General features: G+C 71.5%; 17 protein-coding genes. 8 read left to right on the top strand and 9 right to left on the bottom strand.

Features of this window, described 5'->3' with window-relative positions:
- Positions 1–3 precede the first annotated feature (3 nt).
- The gene (gene guaB, locus FHT26_RS20655; protein ID WP_056814637.1) at positions 4–1,473 is read right to left on the bottom strand and encodes an IMP dehydrogenase; all 1,470 of its coding nucleotides are present in this window, start codon (positions 1,471–1,473) and stop codon (positions 4–6) included.
- Between the two features lie 210 nt (positions 1,474–1,683).
- Here guaB and FHT26_RS20650 point away from each other — a divergent pair, with 210 nt between their 5' ends.
- A complete protein-coding gene (locus FHT26_RS20650; protein WP_168561972.1) occupies positions 1,684–2,208 on the top strand; it encodes a DUF4124 domain-containing protein in 525 nt (174 codons plus the stop codon).
- A 13-nt stretch (positions 2,209–2,221) separates the two neighbouring features.
- On the opposite strand, the gene FHT26_RS20645 is transcribed toward FHT26_RS20650, so the two are convergent.
- Positions 2,222–2,503 carry an RnfH family protein gene (locus FHT26_RS20645; RefSeq protein ID WP_168561971.1) on the bottom strand — a complete coding sequence of 94 codons (282 nt, stop codon included), beginning with the start codon at positions 2,501–2,503 and terminating at the stop codon, positions 2,222–2,224.
- A gap of 19 nt (positions 2,504–2,522) precedes the next feature.
- On the bottom strand, positions 2,523–2,987 hold the full coding sequence (locus tag FHT26_RS20640; protein WP_168561970.1) for a type II toxin-antitoxin system RatA family toxin: 465 nt from the start codon (positions 2,985–2,987) through the stop codon (positions 2,523–2,525).
- A gap of 46 nt (positions 2,988–3,033) precedes the next feature.
- Between FHT26_RS20640 and smpB the strand changes: the two genes are divergently transcribed.
- A complete protein-coding gene (gene smpB, locus FHT26_RS20635) occupies positions 3,034–3,486 on the top strand; it encodes an SsrA-binding protein SmpB (RefSeq protein WP_168561969.1) in 453 nt (150 codons plus the stop codon).
- Between the two features lie 31 nt (positions 3,487–3,517).
- Here smpB and FHT26_RS20630 read toward each other — a convergent pair whose 3' ends face one another.
- The 4 genes from FHT26_RS20630 to phaR form a co-directional block, all read right to left on the bottom strand.
- Entirely contained in the window at positions 3,518–4,744 is a 1,227-nt protein-coding gene (locus FHT26_RS20630) for a PLP-dependent transferase (protein WP_168561968.1), read from the bottom strand.
- A gap of 1 nt (position 4,745) precedes the next feature.
- On the bottom strand, positions 4,746–6,143 hold the full coding sequence (gene rimO / locus FHT26_RS20625; protein WP_168561967.1) for a 30S ribosomal protein S12 methylthiotransferase RimO: 1,398 nt from the start codon (positions 6,141–6,143) through the stop codon (positions 4,746–4,748).
- Between the two features lie 91 nt (positions 6,144–6,234).
- Positions 6,235–6,627, bottom strand: a complete 393-nt coding sequence (locus tag FHT26_RS20620) for a GFA family protein (RefSeq protein ID WP_168561966.1) — start codon at positions 6,625–6,627, stop codon at positions 6,235–6,237.
- 7 nt (positions 6,628–6,634) lie between these two features.
- The gene (gene phaR, locus FHT26_RS20615) at positions 6,635–7,231 is read right to left on the bottom strand and encodes a polyhydroxyalkanoate synthesis repressor PhaR (protein ID WP_168561965.1); all 597 of its coding nucleotides are present in this window, start codon (positions 7,229–7,231) and stop codon (positions 6,635–6,637) included.
- Positions 7,232–7,459: 228 nt separating this feature from the next.
- On the opposite strand from phaR, the gene FHT26_RS20610 reads away from it, so the two are divergent.
- Positions 7,460–7,861, top strand: coding sequence for a hypothetical protein (locus tag FHT26_RS20610; RefSeq protein ID WP_168561964.1), 402 nt, complete (start codon positions 7,460–7,462; stop codon positions 7,859–7,861).
- Between the two features lie 20 nt (positions 7,862–7,881).
- On the opposite strand, the gene FHT26_RS20605 is transcribed toward FHT26_RS20610, so the two are convergent.
- Positions 7,882–10,038, bottom strand: coding sequence for a hybrid sensor histidine kinase/response regulator (locus FHT26_RS20605; protein ID WP_168561963.1), 2,157 nt, complete (start codon positions 10,036–10,038; stop codon positions 7,882–7,884).
- A gap of 159 nt (positions 10,039–10,197) precedes the next feature.
- Here FHT26_RS20605 and FHT26_RS20600 point away from each other — a divergent pair, with 159 nt between their 5' ends.
- Genes FHT26_RS20600 through FHT26_RS20590 form a run of 3 tightly spaced genes read left to right on the top strand, consistent with a single transcriptional unit; the run spans position 10,198 to position 11,633 of the window.
- Positions 10,198–10,725: a GNAT family N-acetyltransferase gene (locus tag FHT26_RS20600; protein WP_168561962.1), complete on the top strand. Its 528-nt coding sequence runs from the start codon at positions 10,198–10,200 to the stop codon at positions 10,723–10,725.
- Positions 10,722–11,045 carry a hypothetical protein gene (locus tag FHT26_RS20595; protein WP_168561961.1) on the top strand — a complete coding sequence of 108 codons (324 nt, stop codon included), beginning with the start codon at positions 10,722–10,724 and terminating at the stop codon, positions 11,043–11,045. The genes FHT26_RS20600 and FHT26_RS20595 overlap by 4 nt, the downstream gene beginning before the upstream one ends.
- 39 nt (positions 11,046–11,084) lie before the next feature.
- Positions 11,085–11,633 (top strand): phage tail protein, encoded by a 549-nt coding sequence (locus FHT26_RS20590; protein WP_168561960.1) that lies wholly within the window; start codon positions 11,085–11,087, stop codon positions 11,631–11,633.
- Here the strand turns inward: FHT26_RS20590 and cysC are convergent.
- Positions 11,615–12,244, bottom strand: coding sequence for an adenylyl-sulfate kinase (cysC, locus tag FHT26_RS20585; RefSeq protein WP_210427507.1), 630 nt, complete (start codon positions 12,242–12,244; stop codon positions 11,615–11,617). The two genes, FHT26_RS20590 and cysC, sit on opposite strands and share 19 nt — an antisense overlap.
- A 133-nt stretch (positions 12,245–12,377) precedes the next feature.
- Between cysC and FHT26_RS20580 the strand changes: the two genes are divergently transcribed.
- Together FHT26_RS20580 and FHT26_RS20575 are read left to right on the top strand one after the other, a co-directional pair.
- Positions 12,378–13,235, top strand: coding sequence for a sulfotransferase family protein (locus FHT26_RS20580; RefSeq protein WP_246868018.1), 858 nt, complete (start codon positions 12,378–12,380; stop codon positions 13,233–13,235).
- A gap of 18 nt (positions 13,236–13,253) precedes the next feature.
- Positions 13,254–21,800 (top strand): DUF4347 domain-containing protein, encoded by an 8,547-nt coding sequence (locus FHT26_RS20575; RefSeq protein ID WP_168561958.1) that lies wholly within the window; start codon positions 13,254–13,256, stop codon positions 21,798–21,800.
- Positions 21,801–21,845 lie beyond the last annotated feature (45 nt).

The raw sequence follows: 21,845 nt of genomic DNA, 5'->3' as shown, positions 1-21,845 counted from the left end.
GCGTCACTCCATGCGGTAGTTGGGGGCTTCCTTCGTGATCTGCACGTCGTGCACGTGGCTCTCGCGGATGCCGGCCGACGTGATCTCGACGAACTCGGCGCGGTCGCGCATGTCGTCGATCGTCGGGCAGCCGCAGTAGCCCATCGATGCGCGCAGGCCGCCGGCCATCTGGAACACGATGCTGACCATCGAGCCCTTGTACGGCACCCGGCCTTCGATGCCTTCCGGGACCAGCTTGTCGGCGTTCGGGTTGGCGCCGGTGTTGTCCTGGAAGTAGCGGTCGGCCGAGCCCTGCTGCATCGCGCCGATGGAGCCCATGCCGCGGTAGCTCTTGTAGCTGCGGCCCTGGAACAGCACGATCTCGCCCGGCGCCTCTTCGGTGCCGGCGAACATGCCGCCCATCATCACGGTGCAGGCGCCGGCCGCGATGGCCTTCGCGATGTCGCCCGAGTAGCGCACGCCGCCGTCGGCGATCAGCGGAACGCCGGTGCCCTTCAGCGCAGTGGCGACGTTGTCGATCGCGGTGATCTGCGGCACGCCGACACCGGCGACGATGCGGGTGGTGCAGATCGAGCCCGGGCCGATGCCGACCTTGACGCCGTCGGCGCCGGCTTCGACCAGCGCCAGCGCCGCCGCGCCGGTGGCGATGTTGCCCCCGATCACGTCGATCTGCGGGTAGTTCTTCTTGACCCAGCGCACCCGGTCGAGCACGCCGGCGCTGTGGCCGTGCGCGGTGTCGACGACGACCGCATCGACGCCGGCCTTCACCAGCAGCTCGAGGCGCTCGTCGGTGTCTTCGCCGACTCCAACCGCCGCGCCGACGCGCAGCTTGCCGTGCGAATCGCGCGCGGCATTCGGGAAGTTGGTCTGCTTCGTGATGTCCTTGACGGTGAACAGGCCGCGCAGCTCGAAGGCGTCGTTGACGACCACCACGCGCTCGAGCTTGTGCTTGTGCATCAGCGCCTTGGCGTCGGCGAGCGACGCGCCGTCGCGCACCGTGATCAAGCGCTCGCGCGGGGTCATGATCTCGCGCACCGGGATGTCCATGCGCGTCTCGAAGCGCAGGTCGCGGCCGGTCACGATGCCGACCACCTTGCCGTCCTCGAGCACCGGGAAGCCCGAGATGCCGTGCTGGCGCGACAGGTTGATCACGTCGCGCACCGGCACGCCGGGCGAGATGGTGATCGGGTCGCGCAGCACGCCAGATTCATAGCGCTTGACGCGCGCCACCTCGGCAGCCTGCTGCTTCGGCGAGAGGTTCTTGTGGACGATCCCGATGCCGCCTTCCTGCGCGATCGCGATCGCGAGGCGAGCCTCCGTCACGGTGTCCATCGCAGCGGACACGAGCGGAAGGTTCAGGCGGATGTTTCGGGAGAGCTGGGTCGCGAGCGAGGTGTCGCGGGGAAGGACCTGGGAGAAGGCTGGCACCAACAACACATCGTCGAAGGTGAGCGCTTTGCCAAGAAGGCGCATGAGAAAAACTCCTGACGCAAAAGCGAATTATACGGATGTCAGACGGACCGTTCACGGGGCGGGTCTCGCCGCGAGCGATCGGGGCGGCCGCTGCGTGTCGTGCCAAAGCGGTAATAGTTCACGGCCATCTTCGGCCAACCGGGCGTCGCCATACAAAAGGTGACAGAGCACCGCGCCTGCACACATGTCAAGGCAACTACACTTTCGGCCATGCAATTTCTTCCTTCCCGCACGTCCGCCAGGCTCGGTGCCTGCGCCCTCCTCGCGCTGTTGTCGATCGGCCTGCACAGCGCCGCATTCGCCCAATGGAAGTGGCGCGACGGCAAAGGCCACGTGCAGTACAGCGACATCCCGCCGCCCGGCAACATCGCCGACGCGGACATCCTGCAGCGCCCGGCCGGCAGCGCCCGCCGCGCGCCGATGCAAGGCGCGTCGGCTGAAGCGGCACCGGCCTCCGGCGCGGCCAGCGGCCCGAAGCTGGTCGATCCGGAGCTCGAAGCCAAGCGCCGCAAGACCGAGCAGGATGAAGTCGCGAAGCGCAAGGCCGAAGAAGACAAGCAGGCCGCCGCACGTGCCGACAACTGCACCCGGGCCAAGGGCCAGTTGAAGGCGCTCGAAGACGGCATCCGCATGTCGCGCACGTCGGCCAGCGGCGAGCACGAGATCCTCGACGACAAGGCCCGCGCCGAAGAAACCAGGCGCACCCGCGAGATCGTCGCGTCGGACTGCAAGTAAGGCGGACTGCAAGTCAGGTTCGACCCCGGCGGGAACGCTGCCGCCGGGCTTCCTTCGGATCGACGCGCAACGCGCGCCAGACCTCCACCCGGTCGCGATCCCGCAGGCCATCGGACAGCTCGCGCAGGTGGCCCCACACGCCGACGCGGCATTGCGTCAGGTCCAGCCCCGCGCTCGCTTCCAGCACCCCGGCCTGCCGCAGCGCCTCGTGCACCGTGCTGCCGGCAGGCAGCCGCAGCGGCACCACCCTCACCTCGCCGGCCTGCGGGCTCCAGGCCACCTCGACCGCGAGCATGGCAGCGGGTCCGGCAGGTTCAGCGGGCGCCATGCACCTGTTCCGCCCGCTTGACGAAGGAATCGACCAGCGTGTTGGCGATGCGGTCGAACACCGGGCTGATCACCAGCTCGAGCGCGCCGTTGGCGAATTCGTAGCGCAATTCGAACTCGATCTTGCAGGCGGCCTGCCCGTTCTGGCCCGCGGAACCTGGCGCGGCCAGCGGCAGGAAACGCCAGGTGCCGTCGAGCGTCGAGAACGGGCCGTCGACCAGCGTCATGTGGACGCTTTCGTCGGGCACGTGCTCGTTGCGGGTGGTGAACGCCTGGCCGACCCCGGCGAACGACAGCTGGAGCCGGGCGGTCACGCCGCCGGCGTCCTCGCTCAGCACCTCGGCACGTTCGCACCACGGCAGGAACTGCGGATAGCTCGGAATATCGGTCACGAGCGAGTACATCTCGTGCGGCGAATACCAGAGGAGGACGGACTTCTTGACATGCTTCATACAATCGCAGGATTGTATTGAGCGCCACGCACCTCATCTGGACCCCATGTCGATTGCCGAAAACCGCCGAGCCCGTCACGACTACCACCTCGAGGAACACTACGAGGCCGGCATGGTGCTGCACGGCTGGGAGATCAAGGCGATCCGCGCCGGCCAGGTGCAGCTGACCGACGGCTACGTGCTGATCCGCGACGGCGAGCTCTACCTGATCGGCTGCCGGATCAATGCGCTGCGCAGCGCGTCGACGCACGTGAACCCCGAGGCCGACCGCACGAAGAAGCTGCTGATGCGCAAGGAAGAGATCAAGCGCCTGGTCGGCAAGGTCGAGCAGCGCGGCTTCACGCTGGTGCCGCTGAACCTGCACTACAAGGGCGGCCTCGTGAAGGCGGAGATCGCGCTGGCCAAGGGCAAGGCCGAGCACGACAAGCGCCACGCCGAGAAGGAAAAGGACTGGGAGCGCGAGAAGGGCCGGCTGATGCGGCACAAAGTTTCAGGCTGACCCACCCCCGGAGGCGCTTCGCGCCACCCCCTCAAGGGGGCGCACCCGTTGGCCCGGCAAAGCCGGTTCCACGGGTGCCGCCGGGCAGAACACCCAGCGCCTGCTCGCAGTCGGCGATCAGGTCGTCGACCGCCTCCAGCCCCACCGAGAAGCGCAGCAGCGCGCCCTGCCAGGCCGGCCTGGCGCGGATGGCTGCCAGGTCGTACGGCACCACCAGGCTGACCGGCCCGGCCCACGAGTAGCCGATCTTGTGCAGCCGCAGCGCATCGACCACCGCCTCGACCTGCGCGATCGAATACCGCGCGTCGAACACCACCGAGAACAGCCCCGCCGCCCGCGTGCACAGCGCCTGCCAGGCCGCGTGCCCCGGCGACGCCGGCAGCGCCGGGTGCAGCACCTGCGCCACCTCGGGCCGCGCCGCCCACCAGCGCGCGAGCGTGCGGCTCGCCTGGTCCTGCGCGTCGTAGCGCAGCGCGAGCGACGGCAGCGCGCGCAGCACGAACTCCACGTCGTTCGCGCCGACGCCCCAGCCCATGCGCATGTGCGTGAACTTCAGCTTCAGGTGCAGCGCCTCGTCGCGCGTGGTGACCGAGCCCATCAGCACGTCGGCCCCGCCGGACGGGTACTTGGTCAGCGCCTGGATCGAGATGTCGACGCCGAGCGCGAACGGATCGAAGGCCAGCCCGGCGCCCCAGGTGTTGTCGAGCGCGCAAGGCACGCCGGCGTCTCGCGCGATCCCGATCAGCGCCGGCAGGTCGGGGAACTCCATCGTCACCGAGCCGGCGGCCTCCAGCCACACCAGTTTCGTCGCCGGGCCGATCGCGGCCTGCAGCGAGGCCGGGTCCATCGCATCGTAGAAGCGGTGCGCGATGCCCCAGCGCGCCAGCTCGTTGCGGGCGAGCTCCTTGCTCGGGCCGTAGGCGTTGTCGGGGATCAGCAGCTCGTCGCCGGTCTTCAGCAAGGCCATGTCGACCAGCGTGATCGCCGCGAGGCCGCTCGGCACCAGCAGCGTCTGCAGCCCGCCTTCGAGCGTCGCGATGCGCTCTTCCAGCGTGAAGCTGGTCGGCGTGCCGTGCAGGCCGTAGGTGTAGCCGGTCTTCTCGCGCCAGGTGCGTGCATGCAGCGCGGCGGTGCTCGGGAAGATCACCGTCGACGCCTTGTGGACGCCGGGCGCCACCGCGCCGAAGCCGGCCGGCGGCGTGTACGGGTGGTGGATCAGCGCGGTGCGTTGATCGAGCTTGCTGTCGTCGCCTGCCATCTCAGATGGGTTGCGCGACGAGGTCATGGCCCTGCGTGCCGACGATGCGCGCCTTCGTGAACTCGCCGACCTTCAGCGTCTTCGACGCCTTCTCCGGCGGCAGCAGCTTCACGACGCCGTCGATCTCGGGCGCATCGGCGTAGCTGCGGCCGACGCCGCCCTTGCGGCCGAGCGCCGGCGCCGAATCGACCAGCACCTGCATCGTCGCGCCGACGCGCTCGCGCAGCTTGGCCGCCGACACCTCCTCGGCCACCGCCATGAAGCGGGCGCGGCGCTCTTCGCGCAGCTCGGCCGGCACCGCGTCGGGCAGCGCATTGGCCGTCGCGCCCTCGACCGGCGAGTAGGCGAAGCAGCCGGCGCGGTCGATGCGCGCCTCTCGCATGAAGTCGAGCAGGTGCTCGAACTCGGCCTCGGTCTCACCGGGGAAGCCGGCGATGAAGGTGCTGCGCACCACCAGCTCGGGGCAGATCTCGCGCCAGCGCTGCAGGCGGTCGAGGTTCTTCTCGCCGTTGGCCGGGCGCTTCATGCGCTTCAGCACGTCGGGGTGCGAATGCTGGAACGGCACGTCGAGGTAGGGCAGCACGCGGCCCTGGGCCATCAGCGGCAGCACCTCGTCGACATGCGGATACGGGTAGACGTAATGCAGCCGCACCCAGGCGCCGTGGCGTTCGGCCAGTTCACCGAGTTTCTCGCACAGGTCGAGCATGCGGGTGCGCACCGGCTTGCCGTCCCAGAAACCGGTGCGGTACTTGACGTCGACGCCATAGGCGCTGGTGTCCTGGCTGATCACCAGCAGTTCCTTGACGCCGGATTCGAACAGCCGCTGCGCCTCGCCGAGCACGTCGCCGACCGGGCGCGAGACCAGGTCGCCGCGCATGCTCGGGATGATGCAGAAGCTGCAACGGTGGTTGCATCCTTCGCTGATCTTCAGGTAGGCGTAGTGGCGCGGCGTCAGCTTGATGCCTTGCGCCGGCACCAGGTCGATGAACGGGTCGTGCGGCTTCGGCACGTGCAGGTGCACCGCGTCCATCACCTCGTTCGTGGCATGCGGGCCGGTGACGGCCAGCACGCTCGGGTGCATCTGGCGCACCAGGTTGCCGCCGCCGTCGCCAGCCTTGGCACCGAGGCAGCCGGTCACGATGACCTTGCCGTTCTCGGCCAGCGCCTCGCCGATGGTGTCCAGGCTTTCCTTGACGGCGTCGTCGATGAAGCCGCAGGTGTTGACGATCACCAGGTCGGCGCCGGCGAAGGTCTTGGAGGTGTCGTAGCCCTCGGCGCGCAGTTGCGTGAGGATCAGCTCGGAATCGGTCAGCGCCTTCGGGCAGCCGAGGGAGACGAAGCCGATCTTGGGGGACGCAGCGGCCGAAGGGGTGGCTGGCGCCAGGGTGTCTTGTGTCATCCGCGGATTTTCCCAGATCCGCAGAAGCCCCGGGCTCGGGCCGGCAGCCCGGATGCCAATCCGGGAACGTCGTCACGCTTTCATCGCCCAACTACCCCTCGAAGCGCCCGCCGCCCTCCCGGTCGTGCTCGTACCGCCTCGCCAGCGGAAATGGCGGCAACCATGCCTCGCGGCGCACCGTCCAGCATTCGTAGGTGGGCGTCAGCTGGTCCGGCGCATCGAGCGACCCGAGGTTCACTTCGATCTCGTCGCCGCTGCGCGCGAACACCGACGAGCCGCAGCGCGGACAGAAGCAGCGCCCCGCGTACTCGCCGGTGTCGCCTTCGATCGTCACCGCCTCCCGCGGAAAGATCGCGGCGGCGAAGAACAACGCACCGTGGTGCTTGCGGCAATCGAGGCAGTGGCACAGGCCCACACGCCACGGTCGCCCTGTCGCGACGAATCGAACGCTGCCGCACACGCAGCCGCCGGCGTACCGCTCCATCCAGCCCTCAGCGCTTGGGCGGCACGAAGCCCGGCATGCCCGGGAACAGCGCTTCGGCCTGCTTGGCCATCTGTTCGAACATGTGGCGCGACTGCTCCAGGTAGTTGCCCATCACCCCCTGCATGCCCGGCGCCTGGCCGTTCAGGAACTGCGTCCACAGCTCGGGGTTCAGGCCCTTCGACTGCTCGGCCACGCGGGCCTGCATGTCGGCGAAGGCCTGCAGGTTCTTCTCGAGGTAGGTCCCCATCATCCCCTGCATCGAGTGGCCGTAGAAACGGATGATCTGCGCCAGCATCTGCGACGAGAACATCGGCACGCCGCCGGTCTCTTCCTCGAGGATGATCTGCAGCAGGATGCTGCGCGTCAGGTCTTCGGAGGTCTTCGCGTCGCGCACGACGAAATCCTGCGCGGCCAGCACCATCGCCTTCACGTCGGCCAGCGTGATGTAGCTGCTGTTCTGCGTGTCGTAGAGGCGGCGGTTCGGGTACTTCTTCAGCACGCGCGTCGTGGTGCCGGCCCCTTTGCTGCCGGCCTTGGCGGACTCGTCGGCAGCGTCGGGAGAGGCGCCTTCCGTCTTGGCGGAAGGGCGGCGAGTCGGGGCCATTCGGCAAACTCCTTGTGGGACCCGGTGGGGTCGCGTGATGGGTCATTGTGCGGGTGCACAACGATTCTAGGAGCGCGCTGCCGGGGACCGCGAAGGGTTTTCCCGCTCGAAGGCACGACCCCGTCCTACGGCCCGCCACGCCATGCCCTACAGACGCCACGCGGTGTGCGGCCTAGTCTGGACCCATGGGTGGCGCACCCCGCGCCACCGCTTCGAAAGGACCCTTCGATGTCGAACAGCAGCATCCTCGGCGGCGAACGCGCCGCCCCCCGTGCCATCGGGCGCGACGTGGACGCGCTCGGTCCGAGCGACAGTTCGGACAGCGGCAGCGACGTGCAAGGCGAACGCACGATGCCCACCGATGCCGACAACCCCGGCGAACTCGGCGCGCTGCCGGTGAACCGCGACAGCGACAGCGATGCGAGCGGCACCGGCGAGCGCGGCTCGGCCACCGGCGACGGCCGCGACGACGCGGCCGACATCCTGCCCGACCAGCTGGTGGCGAATCCGATGTGGGACACCAATGCGGCCGGCCGGCCGTTCGCCTCCGACGACGTCGAGGCGATCGCCGACGACGCCGACGACACCGAAGAAGGCGAAGCCGAAGAGGACGGCGCGCGGCGCCATTGACGCCGTGCGACGCGCGGCGCTCAGCGGCCGCGCGTCGCGCGCATGAACTCGTCGAGCAGCGCCTGCGCACCGACCGGCTTGCCGAGCACGCGAAAGCCCGCTTCGGTCGCATCGTGCACGCGCGCCGCGTAGCCCGTCAGCAGCACGACCGGCAACGCGGGCCAGCGCCGGCGGATCTCGTGGGCGAGCTGGATGCCGTCCATCTCGCCAGGCATCGAGACATCGGAGAACACCAGGTCGGGCATCTGCGACGCGCCGGCCAGCGCATCGAGCGCCGCGCCGGCCGAGCGCACGCTGTGCACCTGCAGTCCGCATGCCTGCAGCATTTCGGCGGTGGCATCGACCACCTCGGCGTTGTCGTCGACCAGCAGCACCCGCCCGCTGACGGCCGCCGGCTCGGCCAGCGACGCCGGCACCGTGTCGGACGGGACACCGGGCCGCGCCGGCAGCCGCATCAGGATCGACGTGCCCTGCCCCGGCTCCGAGCGCACCTCGACGCTGCCGCCCGCCTGCACGCAGAAGCCCTGCACCTGGCTCAGCCCGAGGCCGCTGCCCTTGCTGGCCGGCTTGGTCGTGAAGAAGGGTTCGAGCACCTTGCCGAGCAGCGCCGGGTCGATGCCGCTGCCGGTGTCGGTGGCCCGGATCAGCACGCGCTCCGGCTCGCCGTCGCCCGCCGGCTCCCGGCTCGCCTCGATCGTCAGCCGGCCACCGCCCGGCATCGCGTCGCGCGCATTCGAGGCGAGGTTGATCAGCGCAAGCTCCAGCTCGCCGACGTCGACGCGGATCGGCGGAACCTCCGGCGCCACCTCGAGCGACAGCGCGACGCTGCTGCCCAGCGTCGCCTTCAGCAGCTCCGCGACCGCCGGCAGCCAGGTCGCGAGGTCGACCCGCTCCGGCTTCAGCGCCTGGCGCCGCGAGAACGACAGCAGCTGGCGCGTCAGCCGCGCGCCCGATCCGACCGCGCGCGAGATCGCGCCGATCTGCTTCATCTCGGCCACGTCGGGCCGCAGCTTCTTCACGACGTGCAGGTTGCTGTTGACGATCGCCAGCAGGTTGTTGAAGTCGTGCGCGACGCCGCCGGTCAGCTGGGCCAGCGCCTCCAGCTTCTGCGATTGCAGCAGCGCCTTCTCGGCCAGCGCCCGCTTGCGCGCCTCGGCATTGAACTCGATCGCCATGCGCTGTTCGAGCTGCGTCTTGCGCAGCGCCAGCCAGGCCACCGACACCAGGCCGATCGTCACCGGCAGCGTGATCGCCGCGAGCAGCATCACGAAGCGTTTCCAGTCGGCCAGCACCGCGTCGTTGCGCAGCGAGCTGCTGACGTAGACCGGCAGGTCGTGCACCTGCTGGAAGCTCACCGTGCGCAGCATGCCGTCGAAGGCGGAGCGGAAACTCAGCACGCCCGAGTGCTCGCCGCGCCGCACCGCCGCGAGCACCGGGCTGTCGTCGGGCAGGCGCGCGCGCCCGTCCGGCAGCACCGGCCAGCGCGTCAGCAGCGTGCCGTCGGCCTTGAACAGGTTGAAGGTGCTGACGCCCGCCTCCTCGAGCGAGATCGAGCGGTAGAACTCCTCGAACACCGCCGGCTGCAGCGCGATCACGACCGCGCCGCCGAAGCTGCCGTCGGGCATCGTGCGGCGCACCGCGATGCTCAGCGCCGGCATGCCGGAGGCGCGGCCGAGCACGATGTCGCCGATCACCAGCGGCGCCTGCGTGGCCTTCATCTGCTGGAAGTAGTTGCGATCGGCGATCGAGACATCGCCCGAGCCGACCGGGAAGCCGGTGCCGACCAGGTGGTGCCCCTGCGCATCCCACACCGAGATCGAGCGCACGCCGGGAATGCCGATGCTGGTGTCCTGCAGGCGCACGCGCAGCGCGGCCTCGTTGGCCCGCACCTGGTCGTCAGGAATGCCGAGGAACGCCAGTGACTTCTCGCCGATCAGCCGCGACGATTCGAACACCCGCAACGCGTGCCGCGCCGCGACATCGCTGGTGCGCACCAGCGTGTCGCGCACGCCGTCGTCGGCATGCCGCCAGGCCCACCAGCTCGCGGCGATGAAGCCCGCCAGCGGCAGGATCGCGGCACCCCACAGCACCGCGCGCAGGAAACGCGTCAGCGGCGTTTCCGGCAGCGTCGACGGGGGTGCGTCGCCGGGCTCGGCGCTCTCGTGGGGGACGTCCATGCGGCGCGAATGTTACCGGCGGGGCCGCCACCGCGCAGCGCGGCCTGAAGGATCCTGAAAAACGATGCGGCGCAAGGGTCGCCCCCTGTTCAAGCCGCGGCGAAGTTCCTACATTCGCTTCCAAAGCACAAGAACCATCAGGCGAGGAAAGGACGAGGCATGGCACTCCTGCAGGTGTTCGCACCTGGCCGACCGGTGCACGCGCGCCGCATCGGCCCGGCCGACGAGGCCTTCCTGCAGGCGTTGTATGCATCCACCCGCGCGCAGGAACTCGCCTGCACCGGCTGGCCGCCGGAGCGGCAGCGCGCGTTCCTCGACACCCAGTTCGGCTACCAGCAGCGCTACTACGCCGAGCACTACGCCGATGCGGAGTTCCTGCTGCTGTCGCACGGGCACGAGGCGATCGGGCGGCTGCTGTGGCAGGACGCCGCCCACGCGTCGACGCTGATCGACATCAGCCTGCTGCCCGCATGGCGCGGCCGGGGGCTCGGCAGCGGGCTGCTCGCGACGCTGTGCGGCCATGCCGACGCGGCCGACCGGCCGGTGGGCCTGCATGTGGAGCCCGACAACCCGGCGCGCCGCCTGTACGCCCGCTTCGGCTTCGAGGTCACCGCCGACAACGGCGTCCACCTGAAGATGCGCCGCCCGCCGCAGTCGCGGCCGTCGGCCGCGGAGGCTGTCGGATGAGCGTCCCCAGCCTCGCACGCCTGCAGGCCGGCGCGGCCGAGCCGTTCTGGCTCGTCGGCCCGTCCGGCGAACGCTGCCCGGCGCGGCTGCATGCCGCGCTGCCGGGCGTGCCGGTGAACACGCAGCACTGCTGCTATGCGGCCCGCTTCGCGCTGCCGCCGGGCGTGCGGGCGCTGCAGGCGCTGTACCGCGTCGAGTCGCACGGCGACGCCTGGGACCTGCTGCTGACGCCACTCGCCCCGCTGGCCGACGGCAGCGGGGTGCTCGAGGCCGTCTTCCATTACCGCATCCAGGCCGATGCCGGACAGTCGTCCGCCTGATTGCATTCGCCCCACTGTCCAACCGAGGAGCATCACGACATGAGCGAGCCTTTCGTCGGAGAGATCAGGATGGTCGGTTTCAACTACGCGCCGCAGGGCTGGGCGCAGTGCCTGGGCCAGACGGTCCCGATCGCCCAGAACCAGGTGGTGTTCTCGCTGCTCGGCGTGAACTACGGCGGCAACGGCACCACCACCTTCAACCTGCCTGACCTGCAGGGCCGCAGCCCGGTCGGCGTCGGCAACGGCGGTGGCCTGGCGCCGATCGAGGTCGGCGAGAAGTCCGGCACCGAATCGGTGTTCATCACGACGCAGAACCTGCCGGCGCACACCCACGTCACGACCGTCAGCGTGGCCGGCACCGCGACCGCGCCGGTGACGGCGCCGACCGCCGACAACGCGGTGCTCGGCGCCTCGGGCGCCGGCCCGGGCTCGGCGAGCATCTGGTCGACCGTGATGTCGGGCCCGGTGCCGATGGCCGGCGTGCAGACCGGGCTGACCGGCGGCAGCCAGCTGCTGCCGACGCGCAACCCCTACCTGGGCGTCACCTTCATCATCGCGATGGAAGGCATCTACCCGTCGCGGCCGTGATCGAGCAGGAAGCCGCGCGCATGCAGCAGGTCCAGCACCGACGATGCCGCCGCCGCGGGGCTGGCGCTGCCGGCATCGATGCGCAGGTCGGGCTGCTGCGGCGGCTCGTAGGCCGCCCCGATGCCGGTGAAGTCGGCCAGCCCGCCGGCCATTGCCTTCGCGTACAGCCCCTTCGGATCGCGCCCGGCACACACCGCCAGCGTGGTGCTGAGGTGCACCTCGACGAAGCGTTCGGCGCCGACGATGCCGCGCGCCAGCGCGCGCTGCGCAGCCAGCGGCGAGATCAGCGCGGCCAGCACCAGCAGCCCGGCCTCGTTGGCGAGCCGTGCGACCTCGGCGACGCGGCGGACGTTCTCATCGCGGTCGGCGCTCGAGAAGCCCAGCCCGCGGTTCAGGCCTTCGCGCACGACATCGCCGTCGAGCACCAGCACCGGCCGACCGGCCAGCAGCAGCGCGTGTTCGAGCGCGGCCGCGAGCGTCGACTTGCCGGCGCCGCTCAGCCCGGTCATCCACACCGTGGCCGGGCGCTGGCCGAAACGGCGCTCGCGCAGTTGCGCAAGCTTCGGCGCGCTGTCGGATGGCAAGAGGCTCGGCGAGAAAGTGGGCGGCATCGCGATTCCTTCCACGGCATTTGTGCGCATCTGCGGGTTGGCATCAGTACGGGGTTCACCCGACCTGACCCATAGTGTGCTCGACGACGGCCACCGCCGACGCAGTCGGCAGGCGGCCCTTCAGGGAGAGTCCTTGCACAACGACGACTTGCGTGATCGCGGGCCCGGGCCGCGCTTTCACTTCATCTCCGGCCTGCCTCGCTCGGGCTCGACGCTGCTGGCCGCGCTGCTGCAGCAGAACCCGCGCTTTCGCGCCGGCATGACGAGCCCGGTCGGCACGCTGTTCTCGACGCTGCTGAACCAGTTCGGCGCCGGCAGCGAGTTCGGCCCGGTGATCACGAAGGAGCAGCGCCGCCGGCTGCTGCGCGGGCTCTTTCACGCCTACTACGACGAACCCTCGCCGCACCCGGTGGTGTTCGACACCAACCGCCTGTGGTGCGCGAAGCTGCCGGCGCTGCTCGACCTGTTCCCCGACACCCGGGTGATCGCCTGCGTGCGCAACGTCGCCTGGGTGATGGACAGCCTCGAGCGGCTGGTGCGCGCCGACCCGTTCGAGAACACCAAGCTGTTCGGCGACGAGACCGAGCGCAACAGCGTCTACAGCCGCGTCGACACGCTGGCGCAGCGCAACCGGCTGGTCGGCTTTGCGTGGTCGGCGCTGAAGGAGGCGTACTACGGCGAGCACGCGGCGTCGCTGCTGGTGATCGACTACGAGCTGCTCGCGCAGTCGCCCGACAAGGTGATGCGGCTGGTCTACGAGTTCATCGGCGAGCGATGGTTCGCGCACGACTTCCAGCAGGTCGCCTACGACGCGCCGGAATTCGACCAGGCGCTCGGGCTGGCCGGCCTGCACAAGGTGCGGCCGAAGGTGGGCCTGCAGGAGCGCCGCACCGTGCTGCCGCCCGATCTGTTCGAGAAGTACGCCGCGCTGTCGTTCTGGCAGGACGGCAGCGGCAGCGCCGCGAATGTCATCAGGATCAAGGGCGCCTGACGGCCCCGGGAGACGACCATGAAGAACTGGTTCAAGCGCAGTCCCGCCGCCACGGCCGCCACGACGAGGCCCACCCGGCACGCGGCGGCGCCGATGATGATCGCGCTCGAGCCGCGCATCATGTTCGACGCCGCGGTCGGCGGCACCGCCGCCGCGATCGCCGAGCCGGCGCATGCCGAGGCCGCGCACCCGGTCGTCGACACGGCGCATGCGCGCGACGACGTCGGCGCGCCGCGGGCCGCCGTGGCATCGACGCCTGCGCCGGCCGAGCCGCGCCACGAGATCGTGTTCGTCGACACCCGCGTGCCCGACTACCAGAAGATCGTCGACGCGGTCGCGTCCGGCGTCGAGGTGGTGCTGCTGGACACGCACACCGACGGCGTGCAGCAGATCGCCGACGCGCTCGCCTCGCGCCACGACATCGACGCGGTGCACATCGTCTCGCACGGCGACGACGGCCTGCTGCTGCTGGGCAGCGGGCCGCTGTTCAACGGCAACGTCGACCACTACGCCGCGCAGCTGCAGGCCATCGGCCAGGCGCTGAAGGCCGACGGCGACATCCTGCTGTACGGCTGCGACGTCGGCGCCGGCACCGAGGGCGCCGCCTTCCTCGCGAAGCTGGCCGATGCGACCGGCGCCGACGTGGCCGCGTCGACCGACGGCACCGGCACCACCACGCGCGGCGGGGACTGGGAACTGGAGATCGCCACCGGCCGCATCGCCGCAAGCCAAGCGCTGGACGCCGGCAAGCTCGCGTTCTACGACGAGCTGCTGGTCACCGCCAGCGTCAACACGGTGGCACAGCTGAAGGCCGCGATCGCGACCGGCAACACCGACGGCGTCGCCGACACCATCACGTTCACCGGCAACATCACGTTCGCGAGCGCCGCCGACACGATCACGATCAACGTGACCGACGGGCAGACGATGAGCATCGTCGGCGGCAACTTCACGCTCAGCGGCAACAACCTCGGGCAGGTGCTCAACGTGACCGCCGGCACGGTGGCGATCGACCACCTGACGATCACCAACGGCTTCCTGACCGGCGCCGGCGGCAACACGCCGGGCAACGCTGCCGGGCTGGCCGGCGGCGATGCGCTGGGTGCGGGCATCCGCAACGCCGGCACGCTGACCATCACCGACAGCACGATCTCGTCCAACAAGGCGGCCGGGGGCGGCGGCGGCGGGGGCGGCGCCGGCGGCGGCGGCGGCGCGGGCGGCGGCGGCGGCGGCTTCGGCAGCACGCCGGGCGGCGCCGGCGGCAGCAACAACGGCGCCGCCGGTGGCGCCGGCACGGCCGGCACCGGCGGCACGGGCAGCGGCTTCGGTGCCCTGCGCGGCATCGGCGGCAGCACCACCGGAGGCGCAGGCGCCAACTATGGCGGCGGCTACACCAGCGCGGGCAGCGGGGGCACCGCCAACAACGGCTCGATCGCCATCGGCGGCGGCGGCGGCGGCGGGGGCTACGACTTCGCCGGCGGACGCGGCGGCAACGCGGCCGCCGCGATCTACAACACCGGCACGGTGACGATCTTGCGCAGCTCGATCACCGGCAACATCGGCGCGGGCGGCGGCGGCGGCGGCGGCTCGGCGGTCGGCGGCATCAACCCCGGCAACGGCGGCGATGCCGGCTCCGGCGTCGCGGGCATCTGGAACGCCGGCGGCACGGTGCGCATCGACGCCGGCACCAATACCTCGCTGGCCACTGCCAACGCCGGCACCGCCGGCGGCATCGGCTTCGCGACGAGACCGGGCAGCAACAACGGCGCAGCCGGCGTCGGCAAGGGCGACATCAACACCACCAGCGGCGGCACGACGATCACCAACTACGTCCCGAACGCCGCGCCGGTGGTGGCCAACCTCGGTGGCGACAGCGTCGGCTACGTCGAAGGCGCCGCGGCGGCCCTGCTCGACAGCGGCAGCGACGCCACGGTGACGGACAGCGATTCGGCCGATTTCAACGGCGGCAACGTGACGGCCGCCATCGTCACCAACCGCGTCAGCGGCGAAGACGTGCTGGGCGTGCGCAACGAAGGCTCGAGCGCCGGCCAGATCGGCGTGTCGGGCAGCACCATCAGCTACGGCGGCGTCACCATCGGCACCGCCACCGGCGGCACCGGCACCAACGACCTGGTGATCACGCTGAACGCCAGCGCGACGCCGGCGGCGGTGCAGGCGCTGGTGCGCAACCTGACCTACGCCAACGGCAACGGCACCGACCCGTCGGCCGCGGCCCGCACCGTGCGCATCACCGTCAACGACGGCGACGGCGGCACCAGCAGCAATGCCGACGTCGCCGTCAGCGTGACCGGCGTCAACGACGCGCCGACGCTGAGCGCCACCGGCGGCACCCCGACCTACACCGAGAACGGCGGCGCGGTCGACCTGTTCAGCGGCATCGGCATCGGCACCATCGAAGCCGGCCAGACGATCACCGCGATCACGTTCACCGTCAGCAACGTCAGCGATGGTGCCAACGAGATCGTCGGTGCCGACGGCAGCAGCTTCGCGCTCACCAACGGCAACAGCGGCACCACCGCGACCAACGCGGTCGGCTACAGCGTCGCCGTCAGCGGCGGCACCGCCACCGTCACGCTGACGAAGGCCGGCGGGCTGAGCACCGCCGCGGCGCAGACGCTGGTCGACGGCATGACCTACCGCAACAGCAGCGAAGCGCCGACCACCACCAACCGCGTCGTCACGCTGACCAGCCTCACGGACAGCGGCGGCACTGCGAACGGCGGCGTCGACACGACCGCGCTGTCGGTGGCGGCCACCGTCGGCGTGACGGCCGTCAACGATGCGCCGACGCTGTCGGGCGGCCCGTACGTGCTGACCGGCACCGACGAGGACACCACCACCGCCGGCACGCTGGTGTCGACGCTGCTGGCCGGCCTGACCTACGGCGACGTCGACGCGAGCCCGGCATCCGGCATCGCGATCACCGCGCGCACCGGCAACGGCAGCTGGCAGTACTCGACCGACGGCGTCACCTGGAACGGCGTCGGCACGGTCTCGGCCGGCGCCAGCCTGCTGCTGGGCAGCAGCACCCGGCTGCGCTACGTGCCCGACGGCGCGAACGGCGAGACCGCCAGCGTCAGCTTTCGCGCCTGGGACCAGACCAGCGGCAGCGCGTCGACCAACAGCACCCGCAACACCGCCGACACCAGCACCAACGGCACCACCACCGCGTTCTCCGGCGGCAGCGCGGCGCAGGCCACCCTGGTCGTCACGTCGGTCAACGACGCACCGGTGCTGACGCCAGCGTCGCCGACACTGACCGGCCTGACCGACGGCGACGTCAACAACGCCGGCCAGACGGTCGCGAGCATCGTCGGCAGCAGCATCGCCGACGCCGACAGCGGCGCCGTCTCGGGCATCGCCGTCAGCGGCCTGGTGTCGGGCAGCGGCACCTGGCAGTACAGCCTGAACGGCGGCAGCAGCTGGACCGGCATCGGCAGCGTGTCCACCGGCAGCGCGCTGCTGCTGCGCTCGACCGACCGCGTGCGCTTCGTGCCCGACGGCGTCACCGGCACCACCGGCAGCCTCAGCTACCAGGCCTGGGACCAGACCGGCGCCAGCGCCGGCCAGCAGGGCAGCAAGGTCGATGCAAGCAGTGCCGGCGGCAGCAGCGCGTTCTCGTCGGCCGCCGACACCGCGAGCATCGTCGTGACGGCCGTCAACGACGCGCCGACCGTCGCCGCCAGCGGCGGCAGCGCGGCCTTCAGCGAGGCCGACAACGCCACGTCGACCCCGGTCGCGGTCGACGGCAGCCTGACGCTGGCCGACTCCGATTCGCCGAGCCTCGCCAGCGCCACCGTCGGCCTCACCGGCAACTTCCAGTCCGGCCAGGACGTGCTCGCGTTCACCAACGACGGCAGCACGATGGGCAACATCGCCGCCAGCTACAACAGCGGCACCGGCGTGCTGACGCTGACCTCGTCGGGCGCCAGCGCGACGCTCGCGCAATGGCAGGCCGCGCTGCGCAGCGTGACCTACACCAACGGCTCCGACACGCCGAACACCGCAACGCGCACCGTCAGCATCGTCGTCAACGACGGGTCGCTGGACAGCATCGCGGCCACGCGCACCGTCACGGTGGCGAGCGTCAACGACACGCCGCAGGTCACGCTGCCGGCGAGCTTCAGCGCCAACGAAGACACCCCTGCCGCGCTCACCGGCATCAGCTTCAGCGATGCCGACGCCGGCAGCGCGAGCGTCAGCGTGACGCTGTCGGTCGGCTCGGGCGCGCTCACCGCGACCAGCGGCGGTGGCGTCACGGTCGGCGGCACCGCCACCGCGCGCACGCTGACCGGCTCGATCGCCAACATCAACACCTTCATCGCCGGCAGCAACGTCGTGTACACGCCGGCCTCGAACGCCACCGCCGACGTGACCGTCACCGCGGCGATCGACGACGGCGGCAACACCGGCAGCGGCGGCGCGAAGACGGCCAGCCAGTCGGCCACGCTGCACATCACCGCCGTCAACGACGCGCCGGCGATCGCCGCGCCCGGCAGCATCGCGGTGACCGAGGACGTGACGACCGCGCTGACCGGCATCGGCTTCTCCGATGTCGACGCCGGCAGCGGCGCGCTCAGCGCGACGCTGTCGGTCGGCTCGGGCACGCTGAGCGCGACCTCGGGCGGCGGCGTCACCGTGTCCGGCAGCGGCAGCGGCACGCTGGTGCTGGGCGGCACGCTGGCCGACCTGAACGCCTTCCTCGCGGCCGGCAATGCCAGCTTCACGACCGCCGCGAACGCCGCGTCGAACGTGACGCTGTCGATCGCGATCGACGACGGCGGCAACGCCGGCATCGACCCGGGCAACAGCGGTACCGCGACCAGCGAGTCCGCGTCGACCACCGTGACGCTGGCCATCACCGCCGTCAACGACGCGCCGGTCAACGGCGTGCCGGCGGCGCAGGCGACGCGGCAGGACCAGGCCCTGGTGTTCTCGTCCGGCAACGGCAACCTGCTGACGGTCGGCGACGCCGACCTCGGCGGCAGCCCGCTGCAGGTGACGCTGGCCGCGAGCCACGGGCTGCTGACGCTGTCGGGCACCAGCGGGCTGTCGTTCAGCGTCGGCTCCGGCACCGGCGACGCCACGATGACCTTCAGCGGCACGGCCGCCGACGTCAACGCCGCGCTGGCCGGCCTGGTCTTCTCGCCGACCGGCGGCTACAACGGTCCGGCCTCGCTGCAGATCACCAGCAACGACCAGGGCGCCGCCGGCAGCGGCGGCGCGCGGACCGACACCGACACCGTCGCGATCACCGTCAGCCCGATCAACCCGGTCGTCACGACGGTGCAATCCGGCTCGCCGGACGGCGGCTACCGCGTCGGCGACACGGTGCTGGTGACGATCGGCTTCGACATGGCGGTCAACGTCGACACCACGGGCGGCACGCCGACGCTGCTGCTCGAAACCGGCAGCGTCGACCGCAACGCGACCTACGTCGCCGGCTCGGGCAGCAACACGCTGACCTTCTCGTACACCGTGCAGGCGGGCGACAGCTCGGCCGACCTCGACGCCGCATCGACCGCGGCGCTGGCGCTGAACGGCGCGACCCTCCGCAGCGCGAGCAGCGACGACGCGGTGCTGACGCTGCCGGCGATCGGCGGCGCCCAGTCGCTCGGCGGCCAGAGCGCGCTGGTGATCGACGGCATCGCCCCCACGGTCACTTCGGTGGCGGTGCCGGCCAACGGCACCTACGCGGCCGGGCAGAACCTCGACTTCAGCGTGCAGCTCAGCGAAGCCGTCACCGTCGACACCAGCGGCGGCACGCCGCGCCTCGCGGTCGCGCTGGACACCGGCGGCACCGTCTACGCGAGCTACCTGAGCGGCTCGGGCAGCGGCACGCTGGTGTTCCGCCTGACCGTCGCGAGCGGCCAGCTCGACGGCAACGGCATCACGCTTGGCAGCGCGCTCGACCTGAACGGCGGCACGCTGCGCGATGCGGTCGGCAACAGCGCCGCCACCGCGCTGAACGGCGTCGCGTCGACGGCCGGCGTGCAAGTCGACGCCGTCGTGCCGACCGTCGCGAGCGTCTCGGTGCCGGCCGCCGGCGCCTACAACGCGGGCGACGTGCTGAACTTCACCGTGACCGCCAGCGAGGCGGTGATCGTCAACAGCGCCGGCGGCGTGCCGCGGCTCGCGATCGACATCGGCGGCAGCACCGCCTATGCCGACTACGCGAGCGGCTCGGGTACCACGGCGCTGACCTTCTCGTACACCGTGCAAGCCGGCGACACCGATGCCGACGGCATCGCGGTCGGTGCGCTGCAGGCGCATGGCGGCACGCTGCGCGACGCGGCCGGCAACGACCTCGCGCTCGCGCTGGGCACGCTGCCGTCGACCGCGGCGGTGCGCGTCGACACCACCGCGCCGGCGGCGACCGGCGTCGTGCGCGTCGATGCGAACCCGACCGCGGCTGCCAGCGTCGCCTTCACCGTCACGTTCTCGGAAGACGTGTCCGGGCTCGATGCGGCGGACTTCTCGCTCGTCGCCACCGGCAGCGCGGCCGGCCAGGTGACCGGCGTCACCCAGGTCGATGCGCACACGTACACCGTGCAGGTCGGCGGCATCGCCGGTGCCGGCAGCCTGCGGCTGGACCTGAACGGCAGCGGCACCGGCATCGCCGACGTCGCCGGCAACGCGCTGGCCGGCGGACTGGCCGGCGCGGCCTACACCGTCGACCGCATCGCGCCGGTGGTGACCGCCGTCAGCGCACCGGCCGACGGCACCTACGTGGCCGGCCAGACGCTCGGCTTCGATGTGCAGTTCAGCGAAGCGGTGCTGGTCGACACCGGCAGCGGCACGCCGCGCCTGGCCGTCACGCTGGACACCGGCGGCACCGTCTATGCCAACTACGTCGGCGGCTCGGGCACCGGCACGCTGGCGTTCCGGCTGACGGTGGCGAGCGGCCAGCTCGATGCGAACGGCATCGTGCTCGGGTCGGCCATCGACCTGAACGGCGGCGCGCTGCGCGACGCGATCGGCAACGCGGTGCTCCCCGCGCTGCACAACGCGGCGGCCACCGGCGGCCTGCGCATCGACGCAATCGCGCCGGCGGTCGCAAGCGTCGGCGTGCCGGCCGACGGCACCTACAAGGCCGGCGACGTGCTGGGCTTCACCGTCGCCACCAGCGAGGCGGTGGTCGTGAACAGCGCCGGCGGCACGCCGCGGCTGGCGATCGACATCGGCGGCAGCACGGCCTACGCGAACTACGCCGGCGGCTCCGGCACCGGCACGCTGCATTTCAGCTACACCGTGCTGGCCGGCGACGCCGATGCCGACGGCATCGCGGTCGGCGCGCTGCAGGCGCACGGCGGCACGCTGCGCGACGCGGCCGGCAACGACCTGTCGCTCGCGCTCGCGGCCGTGCCGTCGACGGCCGGCGTGCGCATCGACACCACCGCGCCGACCGCCGTCGGGCTGGTGCGCGCCGATCCGTCGCCGGCGTCCGGCAACGGCGTGCGCTACACGCTGACCTTCTCCGAGGCCGTCAGCGGGCTCGATGCCGGCGACCTGGCGCTGACCACCACCGGCACGGCCGGCGGCAGCATCGTCTCGGTCACGCAGGTCGATGCGCGCACGTACACCGTTCTGGTCGGCGGCCTGCACGGCGAAGGCGAGCTCGGCATCTCGCTGAACCCCGCGGCCACCGGCATCGCCGATGCGGCCGGCAACGCGATCGCCGGCGGCTTGGCCGGCGAGCGCTACGTGCTGCGGCCGATCGTCGTGCCTCCGCCCGCGCCGGCCGAGCCGCCGCCGCCCGCCCCGGCCCCGCCGCCGCTGGTGATCGCGCCAGCGGCACCGCCGGTCACGCTGTCGCCGATGGACCCGATCGCGCCGGTCAGCACGCCGACGCTGCCGCCCGCCGCCAGCGCCGGCGGCAGCAGCCTGGTCGTGGCCGGCGGCGGCAACTCGTTCTCGCCGGATCCGCTGGCCGCACCGGCGGCCGCCACTGTCGCCGTGGCGGCCGCGCCGGCACGCGGCAACTTCATCGAGGTGGGCGCGGCCACCGGCGCCGGGCTGCAGGCGATGCCGGAGATCGGCAACTTCAGCGCGCAGGCCGGCCAGCCGGTCAGCATCGCGCTGCCGACGTCCACGTTCAGCCACAGCGAACGCAACGTGCAGGTCTCGGTCGAGGTGCGCCTGGCCGACGGCCGGCCGCTGCCGTCGTGGCTGAAGTTCGATCCGGTCAACGGCACGCTGTCGGGCCAGCCGCCGCGCGGACTGACGCAGAAGCTCGCGATCGAGGTGATCGCGCGCGACAGCAAGGGCAACCGGGCGAGCTCGCACCTGGAGGTCGACGTGAAGGGCGCGCCGGCTGCCGCGCCCGCCGCGCCGGCCCCGCGGCCCGCGCCCGACAAGCAGTCGCTGCTGGCCGACCCGCTGCAGCCTCTGCTCGACCGCCTGGCCTGGAGCGCGTCGCCGGCCGGCGCCGAGGGCCGCGCCAGCCTGCAGGCGCAGTTCGACCGCCACGGCCTGCAGGCGCGGCAGGCCGAGCGCGCCGCACTGCTCGAACACGCCCGCCAGGCGACAAGCCCGACCGGCTGACAGGGATCCCACCGCTCACTCCAACAACAACCACCAGGAGAAGAC

Source organism: Rhizobacter sp. SG703 (assembly GCF_012275445.1).
Lineage (GTDB): Bacteria > Pseudomonadota > Gammaproteobacteria > Burkholderiales > Burkholderiaceae_C > Rhizobacter.
The sequence above is the reverse complement of the archived record's forward strand: the minus strand, read 5'-3'. Positions and strand labels throughout refer to the sequence as shown.